Source organism: Pseudomonas sp. yb_5, from assembly GCF_043103865.1.
In the GTDB taxonomy this organism is placed as follows: Bacteria; Pseudomonadota; Gammaproteobacteria; order Pseudomonadales; family Pseudomonadaceae; genus Aquipseudomonas; species Aquipseudomonas putida_Y.
This window is the reverse complement of sequence record NZ_JBICKE010000106.1, coordinates 111,848-128,825: the sequence shown is the minus strand read 5'-3', so window position 1 is coordinate 128,825 and position 16,978 is coordinate 111,848. Positions and strand designations below refer to the sequence as shown.

Sequence of the window (16,978 nt, the reverse complement as noted above, 5' to 3'; positions counted from 1 at the left end):
CGGCGCTGCTATCGTCGCCTCAACGTATTCCGGTCACCGCCACAGCCAGGCCAAGCCCGATCAATGCCAGACCAATGGCTCGGTCCACCAGCACTTGCCGCTCGATCATCGCCCTGCGCAATGCCGTACTGGAGAAAAATACCGCCACCAGGCTAAACCACAGCCAATGGGCAACGGACATGAACGCACCGTAGGCGAAGTTCAGCGCCAGCGAGCTACCAGGCTGAACCACTTGGGTGAAGGCGCTGATGACAAACAACATGGTCTTGGGGTTGAGGGCGTTGGTCAAAAAGCCGGTGCGCAGCGCTTGCAGTAGGCTGGCAGCAGACTGGCCAACTCCGTCCAGGCTGATACGTTGCGTGTTGGTCAATGACTTGTACCCGAGGTAGATCAGGTAGCCCGCACCCAGCACCTTCATGACGAAGAACAGCGTCGGGCTCTGGCTGATGATCACGGCAATGCCCAACACCGTGTACAACACATGCACCTGCACCCCCAGGGCGATACCTATGGCGGCAGCCAGCCCGGCCTTGCGGCCCTGCGCATAGCTGCTGCGGGTGACCATGGCGAAGTCTGCGCCGGGGCTGATGACGGCGAGCAGGGTGAACAGGGCGACGGCGATGAGTTCGGTCATGCTGAGGGCTCTCGATAGGCGATGGAAATGCACAGACCGCCAATTATCGAGCGCTTACAGATGCGGAAAAATCGATTTATGCTGAGATAAATCTGATAGTTTTATTCACAGATATGTACAGCCTGCCTTGGCCTCTTCGCGGGTAAACCCGCTCCTACAGGGAAATATGTGGCCATGTAGGAGCGGGTTTACCCGCGAAGAGCCCGACACAGCTGCACAGGGATATCATGAAACTGCCGCCACTCAACGCCTTCCGCTACTTCGACATCGCCGCCCAGACCGAGAGCTTCGTGCGTGCCGCCGAGCACTTGCATGTCACTCACGGCGCGATCAGCCGCCAAGTTCGCCTGCTTGAAGAAAGCCTTGGCGTGGAACTGTTCGAGCGCCGAAACCGGGCCATTTTCCTCACCCCCGCCGGCCGTGCCCTGCAAGGCACCACCCAGGCGATCTTCGAACAACTCGAAGGCGCCGTGCAGCGCCTGCAGCAACAAGCTCGCGACAATGTGCTGGTGCTGTCTTGCGAGCCGACCATCGCCATGCGCTGGCTGATCCCGCGCTTACCGCGATTCCATGCTGCCCACCCCGACCTTCAGTTACACTTGGTCGCCGCAGGCGGCCCGCTGGATTTCGTCCGCCACGGTGTCGACCTGGCAATTCGCCGCGACGACTTCCACTGGGACAACCAGTTGTACAGCCAGAAAATCTGCGACGAATGGATCGGCCCGGTTTGCCACTGCGCCTCCCCTGCCCTCCTTGAGGGCCAACGGCTGCTGCACAGCACCTCCCGCCCCGCTGCCTGGCCCACCTGGCTGCGCCTGAGCGGCCAGCAAGCGCGACACAGCGAACGCAGCGACTATGAGCATTTCTACCTGTCGATTCAGGCCGCCAGCGCCGGCCTGGGCCTGGCCATTGCCTCAGCCCTGATGGTGCGCGACGAACTCGACAGCGGGCAGTTGCAGGCGCCGTTCGGTTTTATGCGCGATGGCTCGGCCTACCACCTGCTCAGCCCACAGCCTCTGGCCGACAGCAGCAAGCGCCAGCGCTTCGCCGAGTGGGTAATGGACGAAAGCCGAGGCTGCCTGGCTCATTTGGGTTTGATGCAGAACGACGCCCCTGCGCTGCCATCGCCACCCCAGGTGCGATAGCCGGCGGTATCCAAATGGATACGGCCTGATGGGTAGCGGCCCAGCCCCATGTTCCAGGTTTGCCCATGCTGCTGCCAGAAACGGCACAGCGGATTGGGATCGGCCCAGGCCGGCAGCAGTATATCGACGGCGAAAGCGCGGGTATGCGCACTGTTGGCCGCCCCGCCCGCACAGGCGTTCAGGCGCGGCTCACGGTAAGCCGAAACCACCTCGAACTGGCGCAGGATGCCTTGATCGTCAAGGGCCTTGATCAACGCGAGGGTCGAGCGTACAGCCGCCCAATTGCCGGGGGGCGGCACGGCGAAAGGCGATGCGTGGCACAACTTCCAGTCCGATGCCGAGCGCAGCAACTGGTGGATTGGCACTACACCGTAAAGCCGGGCATCTACCAGCATTTCACGGAAGGGGCGGGTTTGATGATCACCCGCCCACTGGGCGAACATCCACACGTCGCGCTCGTCCGCGTGGGTAGCGCTTGCGATACACAGGCCCGCTGCCAAAAGCAGTTGTCTCATTCTTTATCCGTCCCTGCCGAGAACAAAGCCTGCGCGCCCAGGTACGCCCCTGCAAGATCAGTCTTCGAACAGGGTACAGGCCATTACCAGAGCGTCTTCACGGCCGCCGGCGATCGGGTAATAGTCGCGGCGGCGGCCAATTTCGTTGAAACCGTAACGTTCGTATAAACGATAGGCCGACTGGTTGCTGGCGCGTACTTCCAGAAAACACTCGCGGCCATTGAGCTGATAGGCCCGGGCCATCAGGTGCTCGAGCAGGCGCAGGCCCAGGCCGCACCCTTGGTTTTCCGGTTTTACGGTGATGTTGAGCAGGTGCGCTTCATCGATGATCACGTTGATCACGCCATGGCCCACTTGCTGCTGGCCGTCGAACATCAGCCAGACTTCGTACGATTTGAGCGCATCCTGAAAAATTCCACGTGTCCAGGGATGACTGAATGCGGCATATTCGATCTTGAGTACGGCATCCAGATCCGCCTCGGTCATCGGGCGGAAGCTGATCGAGTCACTCATTCAACGCTCTTCCAGCGCGCCATCAGCTGGCGCATGGCTTTCCAGACGTCCGCCTTGCGTTGCGGCTCGTCCATCAACAGTTCAAGGCCCGGCAATGCCCAGGCGTCGCCCAGGCCGTCGAGCGTCAGGGTTTGGTAATAGGCGTCGGCATCGGCATTGGCGGCAAAACGCAGTGCCGGCAGGCCGACCAGCCACAGACAGGTACACGGGGCGTCTTCCAGGCGCGCCTGAACGAAGCCCTGGACGAAATCGCGCGCAGCCTCCGGTCCCTGGTCCATGTTGCCGCGCACCAGCAGTGGCCAGCGCACCGGCTCGCCGATGATCTGCGGGGCGTCGGACAGGCCGGCAGCGCGCAGCATGTCCTTAAGCAGCAGATAGGAGGGATCGCGGCTCTGGAACGGCTGACCGGTGGCCAGTTCCACCAACAGCAGGCAACTGCCGGCGCGCAACAACTGCAGCGAAAAGCGCGGTGGCGGCACCGGCGCCGGGCGCGGAGCAGCGGGCTGCTCTTGTGCCTCGGCGGGCTTGACGGCGGGTTTTGCCACACTGCCCGGGCGCGGAATCTCGATTTTAGGCCGCTCGCCGGAGCGGGCCTGGGGGATGACGGGCGTTTCGTTGGTTGCCGATGCCGGCCTGACCTCGAAATCGATGTCCTCGACCGGCACAACCGGCAGCAGCAGCTCGGGCCGCGACGGTGCGGCGAACGGCAGTTCGGCACGCGGCAGCCAGTGCACCACTTGCATGGCGGAAAGGTAGGCGCGGCGACGGGGTTCGGTCAGCAAGGGGCGGATATCCGAGGGCGTGAAGGCAATTGGGCATTCTAACGTGTACGCCGTGGTTTTTGCAGCGCCTATCAGACCGAGCGCCACCGCATCAACAACGCCCTACACCTACACATCCCATGGTTATCTCTCATTACAGACCAAGGGGTAAAAACCACCCCCGCGAATGCAGTACAATCGCCCCCTTTTTCTTGGCAACGAGTCGAAGCCAATGATCGAACCCAAGCGCGTCCTGCGCGCCCTAGCCGAACACTGGGCCCTGATCGAGCCGCTGTGCGAGCGTTTCGACCAGGGCACCCTGAGCCTGGTCGAACTGCGCCAGCATGTGGCCCGCCAGCAGCTCGAAAGCACCCCGCAGGACATCACCCAGCTACTCGACGTGTGGATCCGCCTGGATATCCTGGTCCCGGTGGCCAAAAGCCCGAACCGTTTCGAGCTCAACGCGCAGATCCACGATTTCCTCGCCTACCTGCGCCGCGAACACCGGCTGGGCCTGTGCCTGGAGATCGAAGCCTACTTGCGTCACCTGGAGCGCCTGGCCGGGCACATCCAGGATGCCTTCGACAACCGCGACAGCGACGACCTGGCACGCCAGCTGCGCCTGCTCGACATGCGTGTGCGCGATGTGCTGAAGAAGCTCGACAACGACGAGCAGGCGCTGGTGGCCGTGGCCGAACGGGCCAAGACCAGCAACCGCCAGATTCCGCTGCGCCAGCGTTATGCCGAAGTACTGGCCACCTGGGACGAATACGTCGAGCCGATGATTCAGCTGGTCAACGCCGACGGCGCCTTCGAGCAGGGCGTACGCAAGGTCGAGACCGTGCTGCTGAAACTGTTGGGCGAACAAGCGCGCCTGGGCCACCTGGTCGACGACGACATGCTGCTGCGCACCCACGCGCGCATCCTTGAAATGCAGACCAGCGCCCAGTTGACCCTGCGCCACGCCCGCGAACTGCTGCTGCCGCTGCGCGAAGAAGCCCGCCGGCACAACGCCGTGACTCGCGGCGCCGCACTGGCCCTGTCGGTGATCCGGCGCAAGGGCATCGATGCCGTGCCGCAAGCGGCCATGCCGATGTTCACCCGCCCGCAAAGCACCTTCCTTGGCAGTGCCAGCCAGGTCGAGGCCTACGTTTACGCCCTGGCCCGCTTCGAGCCCAAGCCGGCGCGCTTCCCCAAAGCCCACAAGACCCAGTCCGGCGCCCTGCCCCGTGCCCCGCGCACGGTCAAGGAAATGGCCGAACGCTGCGAACAGGCCCTGCCATTGCCCGACCTGATGGTCTGGCTACTGGAGCAGGAGCCCGAAGGCGCCACCGACGAGCTGCTGTACTGGTTCTCGCGCCTGTCGCGGGAAAAGCGCTTCAAGCGCGAACGCCTCGACCGCCGCGAATACACCACTCAGGAACATTTGGTCAGCCTGCATTCGTTCGCCCTGACCTCCAGCCGCGAAGACGCCCCCAGCGCGCCTACCGAACCCAACGCGAGCCCAGCCCATGCATCTTGATCTTTCCGAACTGTCCCAGCTCGCGCCGATCTTCCGCGAGCTGTTCAAAGGCTTCCACGTCAGCCGGCGCGACCCTGAGCTGTACGCCCAGCTGTCGAACTTCCAGGACCAGTACCGCACCCTGTTCAAGGCCCTGGGCTTCGAACTGGTATGCGACACCCGTGGTTTCTACTACTTCGTCCCGGACATGACCGCCGCGCAGGTCAACAAGACCGCGCAGCGCCTGTCGCTGTTCACCTTCATCCTGGTCGAGCACCTTGCTGACCAGGGCCGCGACCCGATGGCCGTGCTAGATGGCGGCAGCATCGGCCGCGACGAACTGCCCTCGCTGCTGGACAAGTACCGCGACCTGTTCCTGCAGGCCGAAGTGCAGACCGTGGACGAGCTGGAAGAAAAAATCCTGCGCCGCATGACCCAGCTCGGCTTCGCCCATGAAGAAGGCGGCATCTACCGCTTCCTGCCGCCCATGCACCGCTTCCTCGATGTGTGCCTTTCGGTGCAGCAGGACCGCGACCTGGCCGCCACCCTGCACAGCGCCCTGCCGCTGCCGACCCCAGTACTGGTCGAGGAAGAAAGCGCCGAAGAACTCAACCGTACCGACGACCCGCTCGACCTCACGCCTTTCCAGGGCGAGGAAAGCGAAGAGGACGCGCTGGCCCGGGCCATCCGCGAAGAGCAACAGGAGATTGACGCATGAGCCAGGAACGCTACGGCATCCGCCGCTTCGCATTGCTCAACACCGCCGGCTACAGCCTTGGCCTGTTCCCGCTGGAGCACCCGCTGTCGGTATACGGTGCCAACAACCTGGGTAAATCGGCGTCGATCAACGCCCTGCAGTTCCCGATCCTGGCACGCATGTCGGACATGAGCTTCGGCAAGTACAGCCTTGAGCAGTCGCGCCGCTTCTACTTCGCCAGCGATACCTCGTACATTCTCTGCGAACTGAGCCTGCCTCACGGCCCGCACGTGATCGGCGTGGTCGGGCGCGGCCCGGGTGGCGGTTTCGGCCACCAGTTCTTCGCCTACAAGGGCGAACTGGACCTGGCCCACTACCAGAAGAACGACACCTGCCTGCGTCAGAAAGAGCTGTTCACCAACCTTGAGCGCTTGGGGATCAAGGCTTACGAACTGAAGCCGGACGAACTGCGCCGACTACTGGTGGGCGGGCATACCTCGGTGCCGCTGGACCTGACCATGATCCCGCTGCGCTCCACCAGCGAGCAAAGCCTGAAAACTTTCCGCGCGCTGTTCATCAACCTGCTGCACATGCGTGAGATCACCGCCGCCAAACTCAAGCAGCTGTTCCTCGACGCCTTCGAGCACAGCCTGCGCTCGGGCAGCGTCGACTACATCGCTGCATGCGAGGAAGCCTTCCGCGACGTACGCCGCATGGAGCAGGACTACAACGCCCTGGTCGCTGCCGGTCCGCTGGTCGAGGCCCTGGCCGGTGGCGTGGCCCAGCGCGACATTCTGCGTGGCAAGCTGCACCGCATTTCGCCTGTGCTCGACACCCTGCTGGGCACCTGGCAGGAATACGCCATGGCGCGCAAGGAAGAGTTGGTCATCCAGTCCGAGCACTACCGTGGCGAGCAGGACCGCCTGCAGAACGACCAGCGCGGCGGCACACAGGAGCTGATGCGCCTGGAGCGTGAAATTACCGGTATCCAGCGCTGGCTAGGCGAGCTGTCGGTGCTCAAGCACCGCTTTGCGCTGGTCGATGACGTCAAGGTGCTGGAACAGCAACTGCTGGCGGCCAAGGACGCCCACGACGAGTTGGCCGGCGCGCTGGCCCAGTCACGCCAGTTCAGTGCCGAAGACCTCGACGAGCGCGTACGCGACCTGGAAAAACGCCTGAAGCAGGTCAAGCAGCAGCTGGATCACGCGGACAACAATAGCTATGCCCGCCTGCGCGAAGAGTTCTCGCAGCAGGACGTCGACCGCCTGATGCGCCTGTTCAACGGCGCGCTGTTCAGCCTGCCGCTGGGCGATCGCGGTATCGAGCTGGACGACAGCGACCTGTGGGTAAAATCGCTGGAAGCGGTGCTCGACGGCTTCAAGGGCGAACGCTTCGAGGCCCCGGGCCTGGCCATTGACCTGACCCACATCGACCCGCCGGCACTGCAGGCCCTGGCCGACCGCGCCGCCCTGCGCGACCAGAAAGAGCGCCTGGAAAAAGAACTCAAGCAGCTCAAGACCCAGCAGGCCGTGGCCGCCGACCGCTCCGCCTCCAAAGCGCAGACCGAAACCCTGTACCAGGAAGTGCTGGACGCGCAGAAGGCGCTGGAAGACTTCCGCCGTAGCCAGACCCTCGCCGCCGAAGAGCCCGAGAAACTGGAACAGCTTTCGCAACTGGAAGCGGCCCAGGACGAACTCAAGCGCTCTAGCGACGCCTTCACCGAGCGCGTCCAGCAGCTGTCAGCCAAGTTGCAACTGGTCGGCCGCCAGCTCGGCGACCTCGAGTCCAAGCAGCGCACCCTGGAAGACGCCCTGCGCCGTCGCCAGCTGCTGCCGGCCGACCTGCCCTACGGCACGCCATACATGGAAGCCATCGACGACTCGATGGACAACCTGCTGCCGCTGCTCAATGACTACCAGGACAGCTGGCAAAGCCTGCAGCGAGTGGACAACCAGATCGAGGCGCTGTACGCCCAGGTGCGCCTGAAAGGCGTTGCCAAGTTCGACAGCGAAGACGACATGGAACGCCGCCTGCAACTGCTGGTGAACGCCTACGCGCACCGTACCGACGAAGCCCTGACCTTGGCCAAGGCACGCCGCGCCGCGGTCACCGATATCGCCCGAACCCTGCGCAACATCCGCAGCGACTACGACAGCCTCGAGCACCAGCTGGCCCTGTTCAACCGCGAGATCAACAAGCGCCAGGTGTCCAACCTGGAAAGCTTCCGCGTGGTACTGGCGCCGAACAAGGAAGCGCTCAAGCACATCGACCAGATTATCCACAGTGCCGGCCAGTACGAAGAAGGCGAAACCCTGTCGGTCTTCGACCTGACCCAAAGCGCGGACCAGGACAACAAGAACGAAGAGGCCAAGGAGTACCTGGCACGGCTGGTGGCGGCCAACCACAACCAGCTGGGCCTGAAGGACCTGTTCGAGCTGGCGTTCGAGATCACCAAGGTCAATGGCCAGCCGATCATCCACGCCGACATTGACGGCGCGGCGTCCAACGGCACCACCATGACGATCAAGGCGCTGACCAACATGTACCTGTTGCTGCACCTGATGGACCGAGACCTGGCCGGGCGCATTCGCCTGCCGTACTACCTGGACGAAGCGGCAGACATCGACGAACGCAACCAGGCGGCACTGCTGGAGACCAGCCAGCAACTGGGCTTCGTGCCGATCCTGGCGAGTGTGAAACCACAGGTCTCGGCGCACGTTGCGATCGACCTGGAAGGTGGCAGCGGGCCGAACGGCATCTACATCGACGAGGCGGACTGGAAGTTCATCAGCCGGCTGGATGAAGTGAAAGCGGTTGTGCGTGAGGATCAGACCGAGGAACTGGCCTGAGATAGCCGGGGCCGCGTTGCGGCCCATTCGCGGGTGAACCCGCTCCTACGACGGCCTGCGCGATGCGTATGTAGGAACGGGTTTACCCGCGAATACGGTGGCGACTGCAACGGTGAACGGCGGGTGGAAATTGGCCAGCAGGTCCGGCCCATTCGCGGGTGAACCCGCTCCTACGACGGCCTGCGCGATGCTATGTAGGAGCGGGTTTACCCGCGAATACGGTGGCGACTGCAACGGTGAACGGCGGGTGGAAATTGGCCAGCAGGTCCGGCCCTTTCGCGGGTGAACCCGCTCCTACGACGACCTGCGTCCAACCACCGATGCGTATGCAGGAGCGGGCTATCAATGAGCCCAAGGCAGGATCGGAATAGCAGTCACCGCATTCTGCGGGCTGCCTTCGATCATGCGGTCGCTGTAGACCAGGTACACCAGCGTGTTGCGCTTCTTGTCGAGAAAGCGCACCACCTGCATGGTCTTGAACACCAGCGAGGTGCGTTCCTTGAACACTTCCTCGCCATCCTTGAGCTCACCCTTGAAGTTGATCGGCCCGACCTGACGACAGGCAATCGATGCCTCCGCCCGGTCCTCGGCAAGCCCCAAGCCCCCCTTTACCCCGCCAGTCTTGGCACGCGACAGATAGCACGTCACGCCCTCTACCTTCGGGTCGTCGAACGCCTCGACCACAATGCGGTCGTTCGGCCCGAGGAACTTGAACACGGTGGACACCTGGCCGACCTCTTCGGCGCCGGCCAACATCGGCAGCACGCACGCTGCCACAGCGATTACGTTCTTCAGCAGGCTCATACCAGCACCAGATTGTCGCGGTGTACAAGTTCCGGCTCGGCGCTGTAGCCAAGGATCGACTCGATGGCTTCGGACGACTGACCAATGATCTTCTGCGCCTCCAGGGCGCTGTAGTTGGCCAGGCCGCGAGCCACTTCAACACCGTCCGGGCCGACGCACACCACCATCTCGCCACGACGGAAACTGCCCTGCACAGTCTTCACGCCAACCGGCAACAAGCTCTTGTTGGCCTGGCGCAGCGCTTGCACGGCACCGGCATCCAGCACCAGGGTGCCACGGGTTTGCAGGTGACCGGCCAGCCACTGCTTGCGCGCAGCGAGCATGCCGCGCTCAGGGGACAGCAAGGTACCCAGGCGCTCGCCCGCCTTCAGGCGGTCCAGTACGCGTTCGATGCGGCCACCGATAATGATGGTGTGGGCACCGGAACGGGCAGCCAGGCGCGCCGCACGCAGCTTGGTCTGCATGCCGCCTCGGCCCAGGGCGCCACCAGTACTGCCAGCTACGGCATCCAGTGAGGGGTCGTCGGCACGGGCCTCGTAGATCAACTGCGCTTCGGGGTTGTTGCGCGGGTCGGCATCGAACATACCATCGCGGTCGGTGAGGATCACCAGCAGGTCGGCCTCGACCAGGTTGGCCACCAGCGCCGCCAGGGTGTCGTTGTCGCCGAAGCGGATCTCGTCGGTGACCACGGTGTCGTTTTCGTTGATCACCGGCACCACGCCCAGATCGACCAAGGTGCGAAGGGTGCTGCGGGCATTCAGGTAACGCTTGCGGTCGGACAGGTCGTCATGGGTCAGCAGGATCTGCGCGGTGTGCTTCCCGTGCTCCCCAAAGCTCGACTCCCAGGCCTGCACCAGGCGCATCTGGCCGAGCGAGGCAGCCGCCTGCAGCTCGTTCATCGCGCTCGGTCGCTTGGTCCAGCCCAGCTGGCTCATACCGGCGGCCACGGCCCCGGAGGAGACCAGAACCAACTCCACGCCTGCCTCACGCAGCGCGACCATCTGCTCGACCCAAACGGCCATTGCACCGCGGTCGAGGCCCTTGCCATCGGCGGTCAGCAGAGCACTGCCAATCTTAACGACCCAGCGCTTGGCGCCCGTCACCTTGCTTCGCATCTTCTTCCAACCTATGTCGAATCTGTAGATACCGTGGATACAAAAACGCCGCTCCAGAGAGCGGCGTTTAGTGTACTGCAACCGATCAGTCGCGCACGTAAATGATTTCCGGACCGTCTTCGTCGTCCTCGAAATCATCGTCCCAACCGTCATCGTCGCCGATGTCGTGCACGCTCTTGACGCCGGTACGACGCAGGGTGCGGGCGTCGTCCAGGGCCTGCAGCTGGGCACGGGCTTCGTCTTCGATGCGCTGGTCGAGGTCGGCCAGCTCTTCGGCGTAGGCCGGGTCGTTGGCCAGGCGGTCGGCGCGGTCTTCGAGGTAGCGCATCAGGTCGTGGCTGAGCTTGTCGGTGCCCTGCTTGGAAATGGCCGAGATCACGTAGACCGGGCCTTCCCACTCCAGACGATCGATCACTTCCTGCACACGTTCGTCACGCTCGTCGTCCATGACCATATCGGCCTTGTTCAGCACCAGCCAGCGCTCACGCTCGGCCAGCGACGGGCTGAAGCGGGTCAGCTCGTTGACGATGACTTCGGCGGCATCGGCCGGGCTGCTTTCGTCCAGCGGCGCGATGTCCACCAGATGCAGCAGCACCCGCGTACGCGCCAGGTGCTTGAGGAAGCGGATACCCAGGCCGGCACCTTCAGAGGCGCCTTCGATCAGGCCGGGGATATCGGCGATGACGAAGCTCTTCCAGCGGTCGACGCTGACCACGCCCAGGTTTGGCACCAGGGTAGTGAACGGGTAGTCGGCGACTTTCGGCTTGGCGGCCGAGACCGAACGGATGAAGGTACTCTTGCCGGCGTTGGGCAAGCCCAGCAGGCCGACGTCGGCCAACACCTTCATTTCCATCTTCAGGTCACGCTGCTCACCCGGTTTGCCTGGGGTGGTCTGGCGCGGCGCACGGTTGGTGCTCGACTTGAAACGGGTGTTGCCCAGCCCGTGCCAGCCACCTTGCGCGACCATCAGCTTCTGGCCGGGGGTAACCAGGTCACCGATCACTTCCTGGGTGGAAGCGTCAATCACGGTAGTGCCGACCGGCACGCGCAGGAACAGGTCTTCACCCTTCTTGCCGGTGCAGTCGGTGCTACCGCCGTTGGAGCCACGCTGGGCTTCATGGTGACGGGTGTAGCGGTAGTCGACCAGGGTGTTCAGGTTATCGTCGGCAATCATGTACACCGAGCCGCCGTCACCGCCGTCACCGCCGTTAGGGCCGCCGTTCTCGATGAACTTCTCGCGACGGAAGCTCATGCAACCGTTGCCACCGTCACCGGCCTTGACCCGAATGGATACTTCGTCAACAAACTTCATTAAAACCGCCTCTCGTCGGCAGACGAGCTGAATGACTCAAAAACATGAGGCTCTTGCAAAAATGAGCGCGGCGGCCCCGTACGACCGTAGAAACCAACGCCGGCAACCCAGACAAACAGCTTTGCAAGAGGCTCACCACAAACGAAAAAGCCCCGTCGCATGACGGGGCTTCTGGAGCGACGTCGCGATTAAGCGGCGACGATGCTCACGTAACGGCGCATGAACTCGCCTTTCTTCTCGAACTTGATCACGCCTTCGATCTTGGCGAACAAGGTGTGGTCCTTGCCCATGCCAACGCCGTAGCCAGCGTGGAATTCGGTACCGCGCTGACGGACGATGATGTTGCCTGGCTTGATAACCTGGCCGCCATACATCTTCACGCCAAGGCGTTTCGATTCTGAGTCGCGACCGTTACGAGTACTACCACCAGCCTTCTTGTGAGCCATGGTTCAATTCTCCAAATAAATTCAGGGGATCTAGGGGATTAAGCCTGGATGCCGGTGATTTTGATCTCGGTGAACCACTGGCGGTGGCCCATACGCTTCATGTGGTGCTTACGACGACGGAACTTGATGATGCGAACCTTGTCGTGGCGGCCTTGCGAAACGACTTCGGCCACTACTTTAGCGCCAGCAACAACTGGAGCACCGATGGTGACTTCTTCACCGTTGGCGACCAGCAGAACGCGATCGAAGGTCACGGATTCGCCAGTGGCGACTTCCAGTTTTTCGATCTTGAGGAATTCACCTTCAGCGACTTTGTACTGCTTGCCGCCGGTAACGATTACTGCGTAAGACATGGTATTTCTCCGATAATCCTGCTCACCCAGCGCTTTATATGATGAGTATTGGCTGGCATGGCTGCACAGGGCTGGAACGGCCCGGCGCAATTGCGTAAGGCAGGTGCTGCCCAGGAAGTTAGGGTGCGCGATTGTACGCAACCGCGGTTTTGCTTGCAAGTGCCGCCCCCGGCCAGCTGGCACAGCGCCTTGACACACCGGGACCCGCGACCTAGCATGCCGCGCAACCTCACTGGAGCAGCCGATGCAACCCCAAACCTTCTACCGCGCGGTGGCTGATGATTTCAGCGCCGTCGACGAGATCATCAAGAAGCAGCTGACCTCGCGCGTGCCGCTGGTATCGAAGATCGGCGACTATATCACGTCCGCCGGTGGCAAGCGCCTGCGTCCCCTGCTGGTACTGCTGTGTGGCAAGGCCCTGGGCCGCGAAGGCGACGACCTGCGCCTGCTGGCCGCCACCATCGAGTTCCTGCACACCGCCACCCTGCTGCACGACGACGTGGTCGACATGTCCGGCATGCGCCGCGGCCGCTCTACCGCCAATGCCCTGTGGGGCAACGCGCCAAGCGTACTGGTGGGCGACTTCCTTTATTCGCGCTCGTTCGAAATGATGGTCGAACTGGGCTCGATGCCGGTCATGCAGATCCTGTCCAAGGCCACCCGGGTGATTGCCGAAGGTGAAGTGCTGCAGCTGTCGCGTGTACGCGACGCCAGCACCACCGAGGAAGTCTACATGGAGGTCATTCGCGGCAAGACGGCGATGCTGTTCGAAGCCTCTACCCACAGCGCTGCGGCGCTGGCCCAGGCCACCGACGAGCAGCGCGAAGCCCTGCGGACCTTTGGCGACCATCTGGGCGTGGCCTTCCAGCTGGTCGACGACCTGCTGGACTACAAGGGTGACTCGCAGACCCTGGGCAAGAACGTCGGTGACGACCTGGCCGAGGGCAAGCCTACCCTGCCGCTGATCTACACCATGCGCGAAGGCTCTGCCGAGCAGGCTGCACTGGTACGCCAGGCGATCCAGAAGGGTGGCCTGGAGGATCTGGAGCAGATTCGCGTTGCGGTCGAGGAATCGGGCGCACTGAAGTACACCGCCGAGCTGGCGCGCGATTACGTGAAACGCGCCATCGCCTGCCTCGAAGTGCTGCCTGCCAGTGAATACCGGGATGCGCTGGTTGAGCTGAGCGAGTTTGCGGTCGCGCGTACGCACTGACAGACCGAGTCGCATTCATTCGCGGGCAAGCCCGCTCCTACACCATCTGTGGGAGCAGGCTTGCCCGCGATGCTTTTGTCCGGACATAATCCCTTCCGGGAAAATACCTTTTACAATGTGGGCTTTTAACCGCCCGTCTGTTTGTTTGAGGAACCGAAGTGAGCACTCTGCCACCCTGCCCAAAATGCAACTCCGAATACACCTACGAGGATGGCACTCAGCTGATCTGCCCTGAATGCGCCCACGAGTGGTCGGCCAGCGGCGATGCCGAGGCGGCCAGCGACGAGGTGGTGAAAAAGGATTCGGTCGGCAACATCCTGCAGGACGGTGACACCGTTACCGTGATCAAGGACCTCAAGGTCAAAGGTTCGTCGCTGGTAGTCAAGGTCGGCACCAAGGTCAAGAACATCCGCCTGTGCGATGGCGACCACGACATCGACTGCAAAATCGACGGCATCGGGGCCATGAAACTGAAGTCCGAGTTCGTCCGCAAAGTCTGATCACAGAAAAATCCGGCAATTGGCGCTTGCCATTCTAGTAATAAGAATTATTCTCATTGGAACTGCTATCCAAGGAGAATCGCCATGACTTATCTGATCGACGCCTGGCTGGAACGCCCTCACCCCTACCTGCGCATTCTTCATCGGGAAACCGGCGAAGTGTGCGCGGTCCTTGAAGAAGCAGCCCTCGACGAACTGCGTGAGCAGGGTGACCTGGACATGAGCGGGCTGAATTCGAGTGAGCCGGGGGTGCTCAAGGAACTGGTACGGAATCTGTTTCTGTTCTGCTATTCGCGGGCATTGCGCCCTGGGGGGACAGACTGGAATTGAGGCCGGCAGGGCCGGCCTCTTCGCGGGTGACCCCTACCCCTACAGGGAGGAGCGGGTTTACTCGCGAACGGGCCGCAAAGCGGCCCCAACGACCTTACAGAACGTCGAGCAGCTCGACGTCGAACACCAGTACGCTGTGCGGCGGGATGCTGCCAACACCTTGGGCGCCGTAAGCCAGCTCGCTTGGCACGTACAGGCGCCATTTGCTGCCAGCGTTCATCAGCTGCAGGGCTTCGGTCCAGCCAGCGATCACGCCGCCTACCGGGAACTCAGCCGGCTGGCCACGCTCGTAGGAGCTGTCGAACACGGTGCCGTCGATCAGGGTGCCGTGGTAGTGGGTACGCACGTTGTCTTCGCGAGACGGCTTGGCGCCTTCGCCGGCGGTCAGCACTTCGAACTGCAGGCCCGAAGCCAGCGTGGTGATGCCTTCACGCTTGGCGTTCTCGACCAGGAATTCCTTGCCAGCGGCAGCGGCGGCTTCGGCCTTGGCTGCAGCTTCGGCTTGCATCACCTCGCGGATGACCTTGAAGCTGGCCGACAGGTCGGCTTCGCTGACGCGGCTGTCGGCACCGTTGAAGGCATCGGTCAGGCCGGCCAGGATGGCTTCCAGGCTGACGCCAGGTGGCGGGTTGTCGCGCAGCTGGCCGCCCAGCTGACGGCCGATACCGTAGCTGACGCGAGTTTCATCGGTAGACAGGTTGAGTTCGGACATTGTCGTGCTCCACTGCAGGGCGCAGTGCAGCCGCGCCCTTGATAAAAAGGGCGAGCAGCCTAGCACACTGGGGCGCTGCGAGCAGCTACCAGGCCGAACGCTGGGAAATCGGCACCTTCAGGTCTTCTTCCGGATGCGTCCCCATACCACACATTTCATCCTGCACCGACCAGTGCACCAGGTTCATCGAGACCATAGGGATGGTTTGCAGCAACTTGCGCGCATCTTCCACCGAGTGCACGCGCAAGCGTTCACCGCGGGTATCGGACAGGGGGTGAGGATGGCCTTTGACCCGGGCCTCGAGCAGGTAGTCACCGCCTTCGATGGCGATCAGGTTCAGTTCGTCGACATGGCCAGCCCTGGCCTCGGTATTGAGCTGATGCAGGTTCATGAGAGCACCTCGCGATGGGAACCACGCATGAGAGCTCATTTTTTGTACAGGAAGGGAGAATGCGCAAGGCATGACTGACGCCACTCGTCAGTTGAGCCTCGATCTCTGTGGGAGCGGGCGTGCCCGCGAAGCAGGCCACGCGGTGGCTGGCACCGGCTTTGCCGGTGTTCGCGGGCATGCCCGCTCCCACAGGAGTTGCAGTGAGGCCTGGCGGGACTCAGTGCTTGGTCAGCTTGTCCAGGTAGCCCATGCAAAACGCCGAGACCACGAAGGTCATGTGGATGATCACGTACCACATCAGGTAATCGGTGGAGATGTTTTGCGCATCCATGAACACCCGCAGCAGGTGAATGGACGAAATCGCCACGATCGACGCGGCAACCTTCATCTTCAGCGACGAGGAGTCCATCTTGCCCAGCCAGTTGAGCTTTTCCTTGCTTTCATCGATGTCCAGTTGCGAGACGAAGTTCTCATAGCCGGAAATCATCACCATCACCAGCAAGCCGCCGACCAGCGACATGTCGATCAGAGACAGGATCACCAGGATCAGGTCAGCTTCGCTCAGCGCGAAGACATTGGGCAGGACGTGGACCACTTCCTGGAAAAATTTCAGCGCCAGGGCCAGCAGGCCGAGGGACAAGCCGAAGTAGATCGGTGCGAGCAGCCAGCGCGAGGCATACATCGCGTTTTCGAGGATACGTTCCATGAAGTTCAGGACTCATCAGGTGACTAGAAAAGCGACGGCGAGTATAGCCAGCCACCTGTTACAGCAAAAGCCCGGGGGCCGCTTTGCGGCCCCGACATTCTTCAGGTCTCAGGATGAAACTGGTAATCCCCAAGATTCCGGCACCGCTCGCCATTGATCCGCCGCAACTGCGCCTGCAAATGCAGACACCAGATCTGCGGGTCTTCGGCCACCTGATAACCATGCGTGGTCAGGCTGTCGACAATGGCATTGAGCACCGATTCGGCCACCAGCGGCCCGTGAAACGGCCCCTGTGCCTTGATCGCGGAGGGTTGTTCACCGGCCATGCCGGCGGCGAACAGCAGGGTCCACATGCCGTTATCCCCGGCCAGTGGACGAATGCTGCATTCGATACGAGTCACCAGGCCCAGGCACTGGCGTGTGAGGCTGAGGTTGCGCATGGCCGCGTCCCCTCCAAAGAGCCTTGTTCAGCCTGAGTATC

Annotated in this window: 20 protein-coding genes; 7 read left to right on the top strand and 13 right to left on the bottom strand. The window is 62.5% G+C overall.

From position 1 onward, the window contains the following. Positions 1 to 19: 19 nt before the first annotated feature. Positions 20 to 634, bottom strand: coding sequence for a LysE family translocator (locus ACF8GF_RS19620; protein WP_176684939.1), 615 nt, complete (start codon positions 632 to 634; stop codon positions 20 to 22). A 227-nt stretch (positions 635 to 861) separates the two neighbouring features. On the opposite strand from ACF8GF_RS19620, the gene ACF8GF_RS19615 reads away from it, so the two are divergent. Then, on the top strand, positions 862 to 1,779 hold the full coding sequence (locus ACF8GF_RS19615) for a LysR substrate-binding domain-containing protein (RefSeq protein WP_392488464.1): 918 nt from the start codon (positions 862 to 864) through the stop codon (positions 1,777 to 1,779). Here the strand turns inward: ACF8GF_RS19615 and ACF8GF_RS19610 are convergent. The 3 genes from ACF8GF_RS19610 to ACF8GF_RS19600 are packed head-to-tail and all read right to left on the bottom strand — an operon-like array spanning position 1,719 to position 3,589. Next, positions 1,719 to 2,294, bottom strand: a complete 576-nt coding sequence (locus ACF8GF_RS19610; protein WP_392488463.1) for a D-Ala-D-Ala carboxypeptidase family metallohydrolase — start codon at positions 2,292 to 2,294, stop codon at positions 1,719 to 1,721. The two genes, ACF8GF_RS19615 and ACF8GF_RS19610, sit on opposite strands and share 61 nt — an antisense overlap. Positions 2,295 to 2,351: 57 nt before the next feature. Further along, on the bottom strand, positions 2,352 to 2,807 hold the full coding sequence (gene rimI / locus ACF8GF_RS19605) for a ribosomal protein S18-alanine N-acetyltransferase (protein ID WP_004575708.1): 456 nt from the start codon (positions 2,805 to 2,807) through the stop codon (positions 2,352 to 2,354). Further along, entirely contained in the window at positions 2,804 to 3,589 is a 786-nt protein-coding gene (locus ACF8GF_RS19600) for an energy transducer TonB (protein ID WP_176684936.1), read from the bottom strand. Before ACF8GF_RS19600 ends, rimI begins: the two co-directional genes overlap by 4 nt. A gap of 211 nt (positions 3,590 to 3,800) precedes the next feature. Here ACF8GF_RS19600 and mksB point away from each other — a divergent pair, with 211 nt between their 5' ends. The 3 genes from mksB to mksF are packed head-to-tail and all read left to right on the top strand — an operon-like array spanning position 3,801 to position 8,615. After that, positions 3,801 to 5,090 (top strand): Mks condensin complex protein MksB, encoded by a 1,290-nt coding sequence (mksB, locus tag ACF8GF_RS19595; RefSeq protein WP_003247449.1) that lies wholly within the window; start codon positions 3,801 to 3,803, stop codon positions 5,088 to 5,090. Further along, positions 5,080 to 5,787, top strand: a complete 708-nt coding sequence (gene mksE / locus ACF8GF_RS19590; protein WP_003247452.1) for an Mks condensin complex protein MksE — start codon at positions 5,080 to 5,082, stop codon at positions 5,785 to 5,787. The genes mksB and mksE overlap by 11 nt, the downstream gene beginning before the upstream one ends. Further along, a complete protein-coding gene (gene mksF / locus ACF8GF_RS19585) occupies positions 5,784 to 8,615 on the top strand; it encodes an Mks condensin complex protein MksF (protein WP_176684935.1) in 2,832 nt (943 codons plus the stop codon). The genes mksE and mksF overlap by 4 nt, the downstream gene beginning before the upstream one ends. Before the next feature lie 342 nt (positions 8,616 to 8,957). Here the strand turns inward: mksF and ACF8GF_RS19580 are convergent, their stop codons facing one another. From ACF8GF_RS19580 to rplU, 5 genes are all read right to left on the bottom strand, one after another. After that, positions 8,958 to 9,419 carry a CreA family protein gene (locus ACF8GF_RS19580; protein ID WP_176685627.1) on the bottom strand — a complete coding sequence of 154 codons (462 nt, stop codon included), beginning with the start codon at positions 9,417 to 9,419 and terminating at the stop codon, positions 8,958 to 8,960. Beyond that, complete coding sequence (gene proB, locus ACF8GF_RS19575) at positions 9,416 to 10,534, bottom strand: glutamate 5-kinase (protein ID WP_176685626.1); 1,119 nt, start codon at positions 10,532 to 10,534, stop codon at positions 9,416 to 9,418. Before proB ends, ACF8GF_RS19580 begins: the two co-directional genes overlap by 4 nt. Positions 10,535 to 10,619: 85 nt before the next feature. After that, positions 10,620 to 11,846, bottom strand: a complete 1,227-nt coding sequence (gene cgtA / locus ACF8GF_RS19570; RefSeq protein ID WP_176685625.1) for an Obg family GTPase CgtA — start codon at positions 11,844 to 11,846, stop codon at positions 10,620 to 10,622. A gap of 188 nt (positions 11,847 to 12,034) precedes the next feature. Continuing rightward, on the bottom strand, positions 12,035 to 12,292 hold the full coding sequence (rpmA, locus tag ACF8GF_RS19565; RefSeq protein ID WP_003247464.1) for a 50S ribosomal protein L27: 258 nt from the start codon (positions 12,290 to 12,292) through the stop codon (positions 12,035 to 12,037). A gap of 38 nt (positions 12,293 to 12,330) precedes the next feature. Further along, positions 12,331 to 12,645: a 50S ribosomal protein L21 gene (gene rplU / locus ACF8GF_RS19560; RefSeq protein ID WP_003247466.1), complete on the bottom strand. Its 315-nt coding sequence runs from the start codon at positions 12,643 to 12,645 to the stop codon at positions 12,331 to 12,333. Between the two features lie 244 nt (positions 12,646 to 12,889). On the opposite strand from rplU, the gene ACF8GF_RS19555 reads away from it, so the two are divergent. The 3 genes from ACF8GF_RS19555 (at position 12,890) to ACF8GF_RS19545 (ending at position 14,688) form a co-directional block, all read left to right on the top strand. Continuing rightward, positions 12,890 to 13,858, top strand: a complete 969-nt coding sequence (locus ACF8GF_RS19555) for a polyprenyl synthetase family protein (protein WP_209968080.1) — start codon at positions 12,890 to 12,892, stop codon at positions 13,856 to 13,858. 158 nt (positions 13,859 to 14,016) lie between these two features. After that, positions 14,017 to 14,358, top strand: a complete 342-nt coding sequence (locus ACF8GF_RS19550) for a zinc ribbon domain-containing protein YjdM (RefSeq protein WP_009686103.1) — start codon at positions 14,017 to 14,019, stop codon at positions 14,356 to 14,358. 84 nt (positions 14,359 to 14,442) lie between these two features. Beyond that, positions 14,443 to 14,688 carry a hypothetical protein gene (locus ACF8GF_RS19545; protein ID WP_176685623.1) on the top strand — a complete coding sequence of 82 codons (246 nt, stop codon included), beginning with the start codon at positions 14,443 to 14,445 and terminating at the stop codon, positions 14,686 to 14,688. Between the two features lie 94 nt (positions 14,689 to 14,782). On the opposite strand, the gene ACF8GF_RS19540 is transcribed toward ACF8GF_RS19545, so the two are convergent. The 4 genes from ACF8GF_RS19540 to ACF8GF_RS19525 all read right to left on the bottom strand — a co-directional run bounded on the left by ACF8GF_RS19540 (position 14,783) and on the right by ACF8GF_RS19525 (position 16,937). Then, positions 14,783 to 15,400, bottom strand: coding sequence for an FKBP-type peptidyl-prolyl cis-trans isomerase (locus tag ACF8GF_RS19540; protein ID WP_176685622.1), 618 nt, complete (start codon positions 15,398 to 15,400; stop codon positions 14,783 to 14,785). Positions 15,401 to 15,485: 85 nt separating this feature from the next. After that, entirely contained in the window at positions 15,486 to 15,791 is a 306-nt protein-coding gene (locus ACF8GF_RS19535; RefSeq protein WP_014589631.1) for a DUF6482 family protein, read from the bottom strand. Between the two features lie 217 nt (positions 15,792 to 16,008). After that, entirely contained in the window at positions 16,009 to 16,497 is a 489-nt protein-coding gene (locus ACF8GF_RS19530) for a TIGR00645 family protein (RefSeq protein ID WP_003247486.1), read from the bottom strand. Positions 16,498 to 16,598: 101 nt separating this feature from the next. Continuing rightward, a complete protein-coding gene (locus tag ACF8GF_RS19525; protein WP_176685621.1) occupies positions 16,599 to 16,937 on the bottom strand; it encodes a hypothetical protein in 339 nt (112 codons plus the stop codon). Between the last annotated feature and the right edge of the window lie 41 nt (positions 16,938 to 16,978).

Coding starts and splice junctions, on each gene's coding strand:
- ACF8GF_RS19555 (WP_209968080.1), top strand. CDS start 12,890: ATGCAACCCCAAACCTTCTACCGCGCGGTGGCTGATGATTTCAGCGCC.
- ACF8GF_RS19540 (WP_176685622.1), bottom strand. CDS start 15,400: ATGTCCGAACTCAACCTGTCTACCGATGAAACTCGCGTCAGCTACGGT.
- ACF8GF_RS19525 (WP_176685621.1), bottom strand. CDS start 16,937: ATGCGCAACCTCAGCCTCACACGCCAGTGCCTGGGCCTGGTGACTCGT.
- rpmA (WP_003247464.1), bottom strand. CDS start 12,292: ATGGCTCACAAGAAGGCTGGTGGTAGTACTCGTAACGGTCGCGACTCA.
- mksF (WP_176684935.1), top strand. CDS start 5,784: ATGAGCCAGGAACGCTACGGCATCCGCCGCTTCGCATTGCTCAACACC.
- rplU (WP_003247466.1), bottom strand. CDS start 12,645: ATGTCTTACGCAGTAATCGTTACCGGCGGCAAGCAGTACAAAGTCGCT.
- proB (WP_176685626.1), bottom strand. CDS start 10,534: ATGCGAAGCAAGGTGACGGGCGCCAAGCGCTGGGTCGTTAAGATTGGC.
- ACF8GF_RS19580 (WP_176685627.1), bottom strand. CDS start 9,419: ATGAGCCTGCTGAAGAACGTAATCGCTGTGGCAGCGTGCGTGCTGCCG.
- mksB (WP_003247449.1), top strand. CDS start 3,801: ATGATCGAACCCAAGCGCGTCCTGCGCGCCCTAGCCGAACACTGGGCC.
- ACF8GF_RS19620 (WP_176684939.1), bottom strand. CDS start 634: ATGACCGAACTCATCGCCGTCGCCCTGTTCACCCTGCTCGCCGTCATC.
- cgtA (WP_176685625.1), bottom strand. CDS start 11,846: ATGAAGTTTGTTGACGAAGTATCCATTCGGGTCAAGGCCGGTGACGGT.
- ACF8GF_RS19530 (WP_003247486.1), bottom strand. CDS start 16,497: ATGGAACGTATCCTCGAAAACGCGATGTATGCCTCGCGCTGGCTGCTC.
- ACF8GF_RS19610 (WP_392488463.1), bottom strand. CDS start 2,294: ATGAGACAACTGCTTTTGGCAGCGGGCCTGTGTATCGCAAGCGCTACC.
- ACF8GF_RS19535 (WP_014589631.1), bottom strand. CDS start 15,791: ATGAACCTGCATCAGCTCAATACCGAGGCCAGGGCTGGCCATGTCGAC.
- ACF8GF_RS19615 (WP_392488464.1), top strand. CDS start 862: ATGAAACTGCCGCCACTCAACGCCTTCCGCTACTTCGACATCGCCGCC.
- ACF8GF_RS19545 (WP_176685623.1), top strand. CDS start 14,443: ATGACTTATCTGATCGACGCCTGGCTGGAACGCCCTCACCCCTACCTG.
- mksE (WP_003247452.1), top strand. CDS start 5,080: ATGCATCTTGATCTTTCCGAACTGTCCCAGCTCGCGCCGATCTTCCGC.
- rimI (WP_004575708.1), bottom strand. CDS start 2,807: ATGAGTGACTCGATCAGCTTCCGCCCGATGACCGAGGCGGATCTGGAT.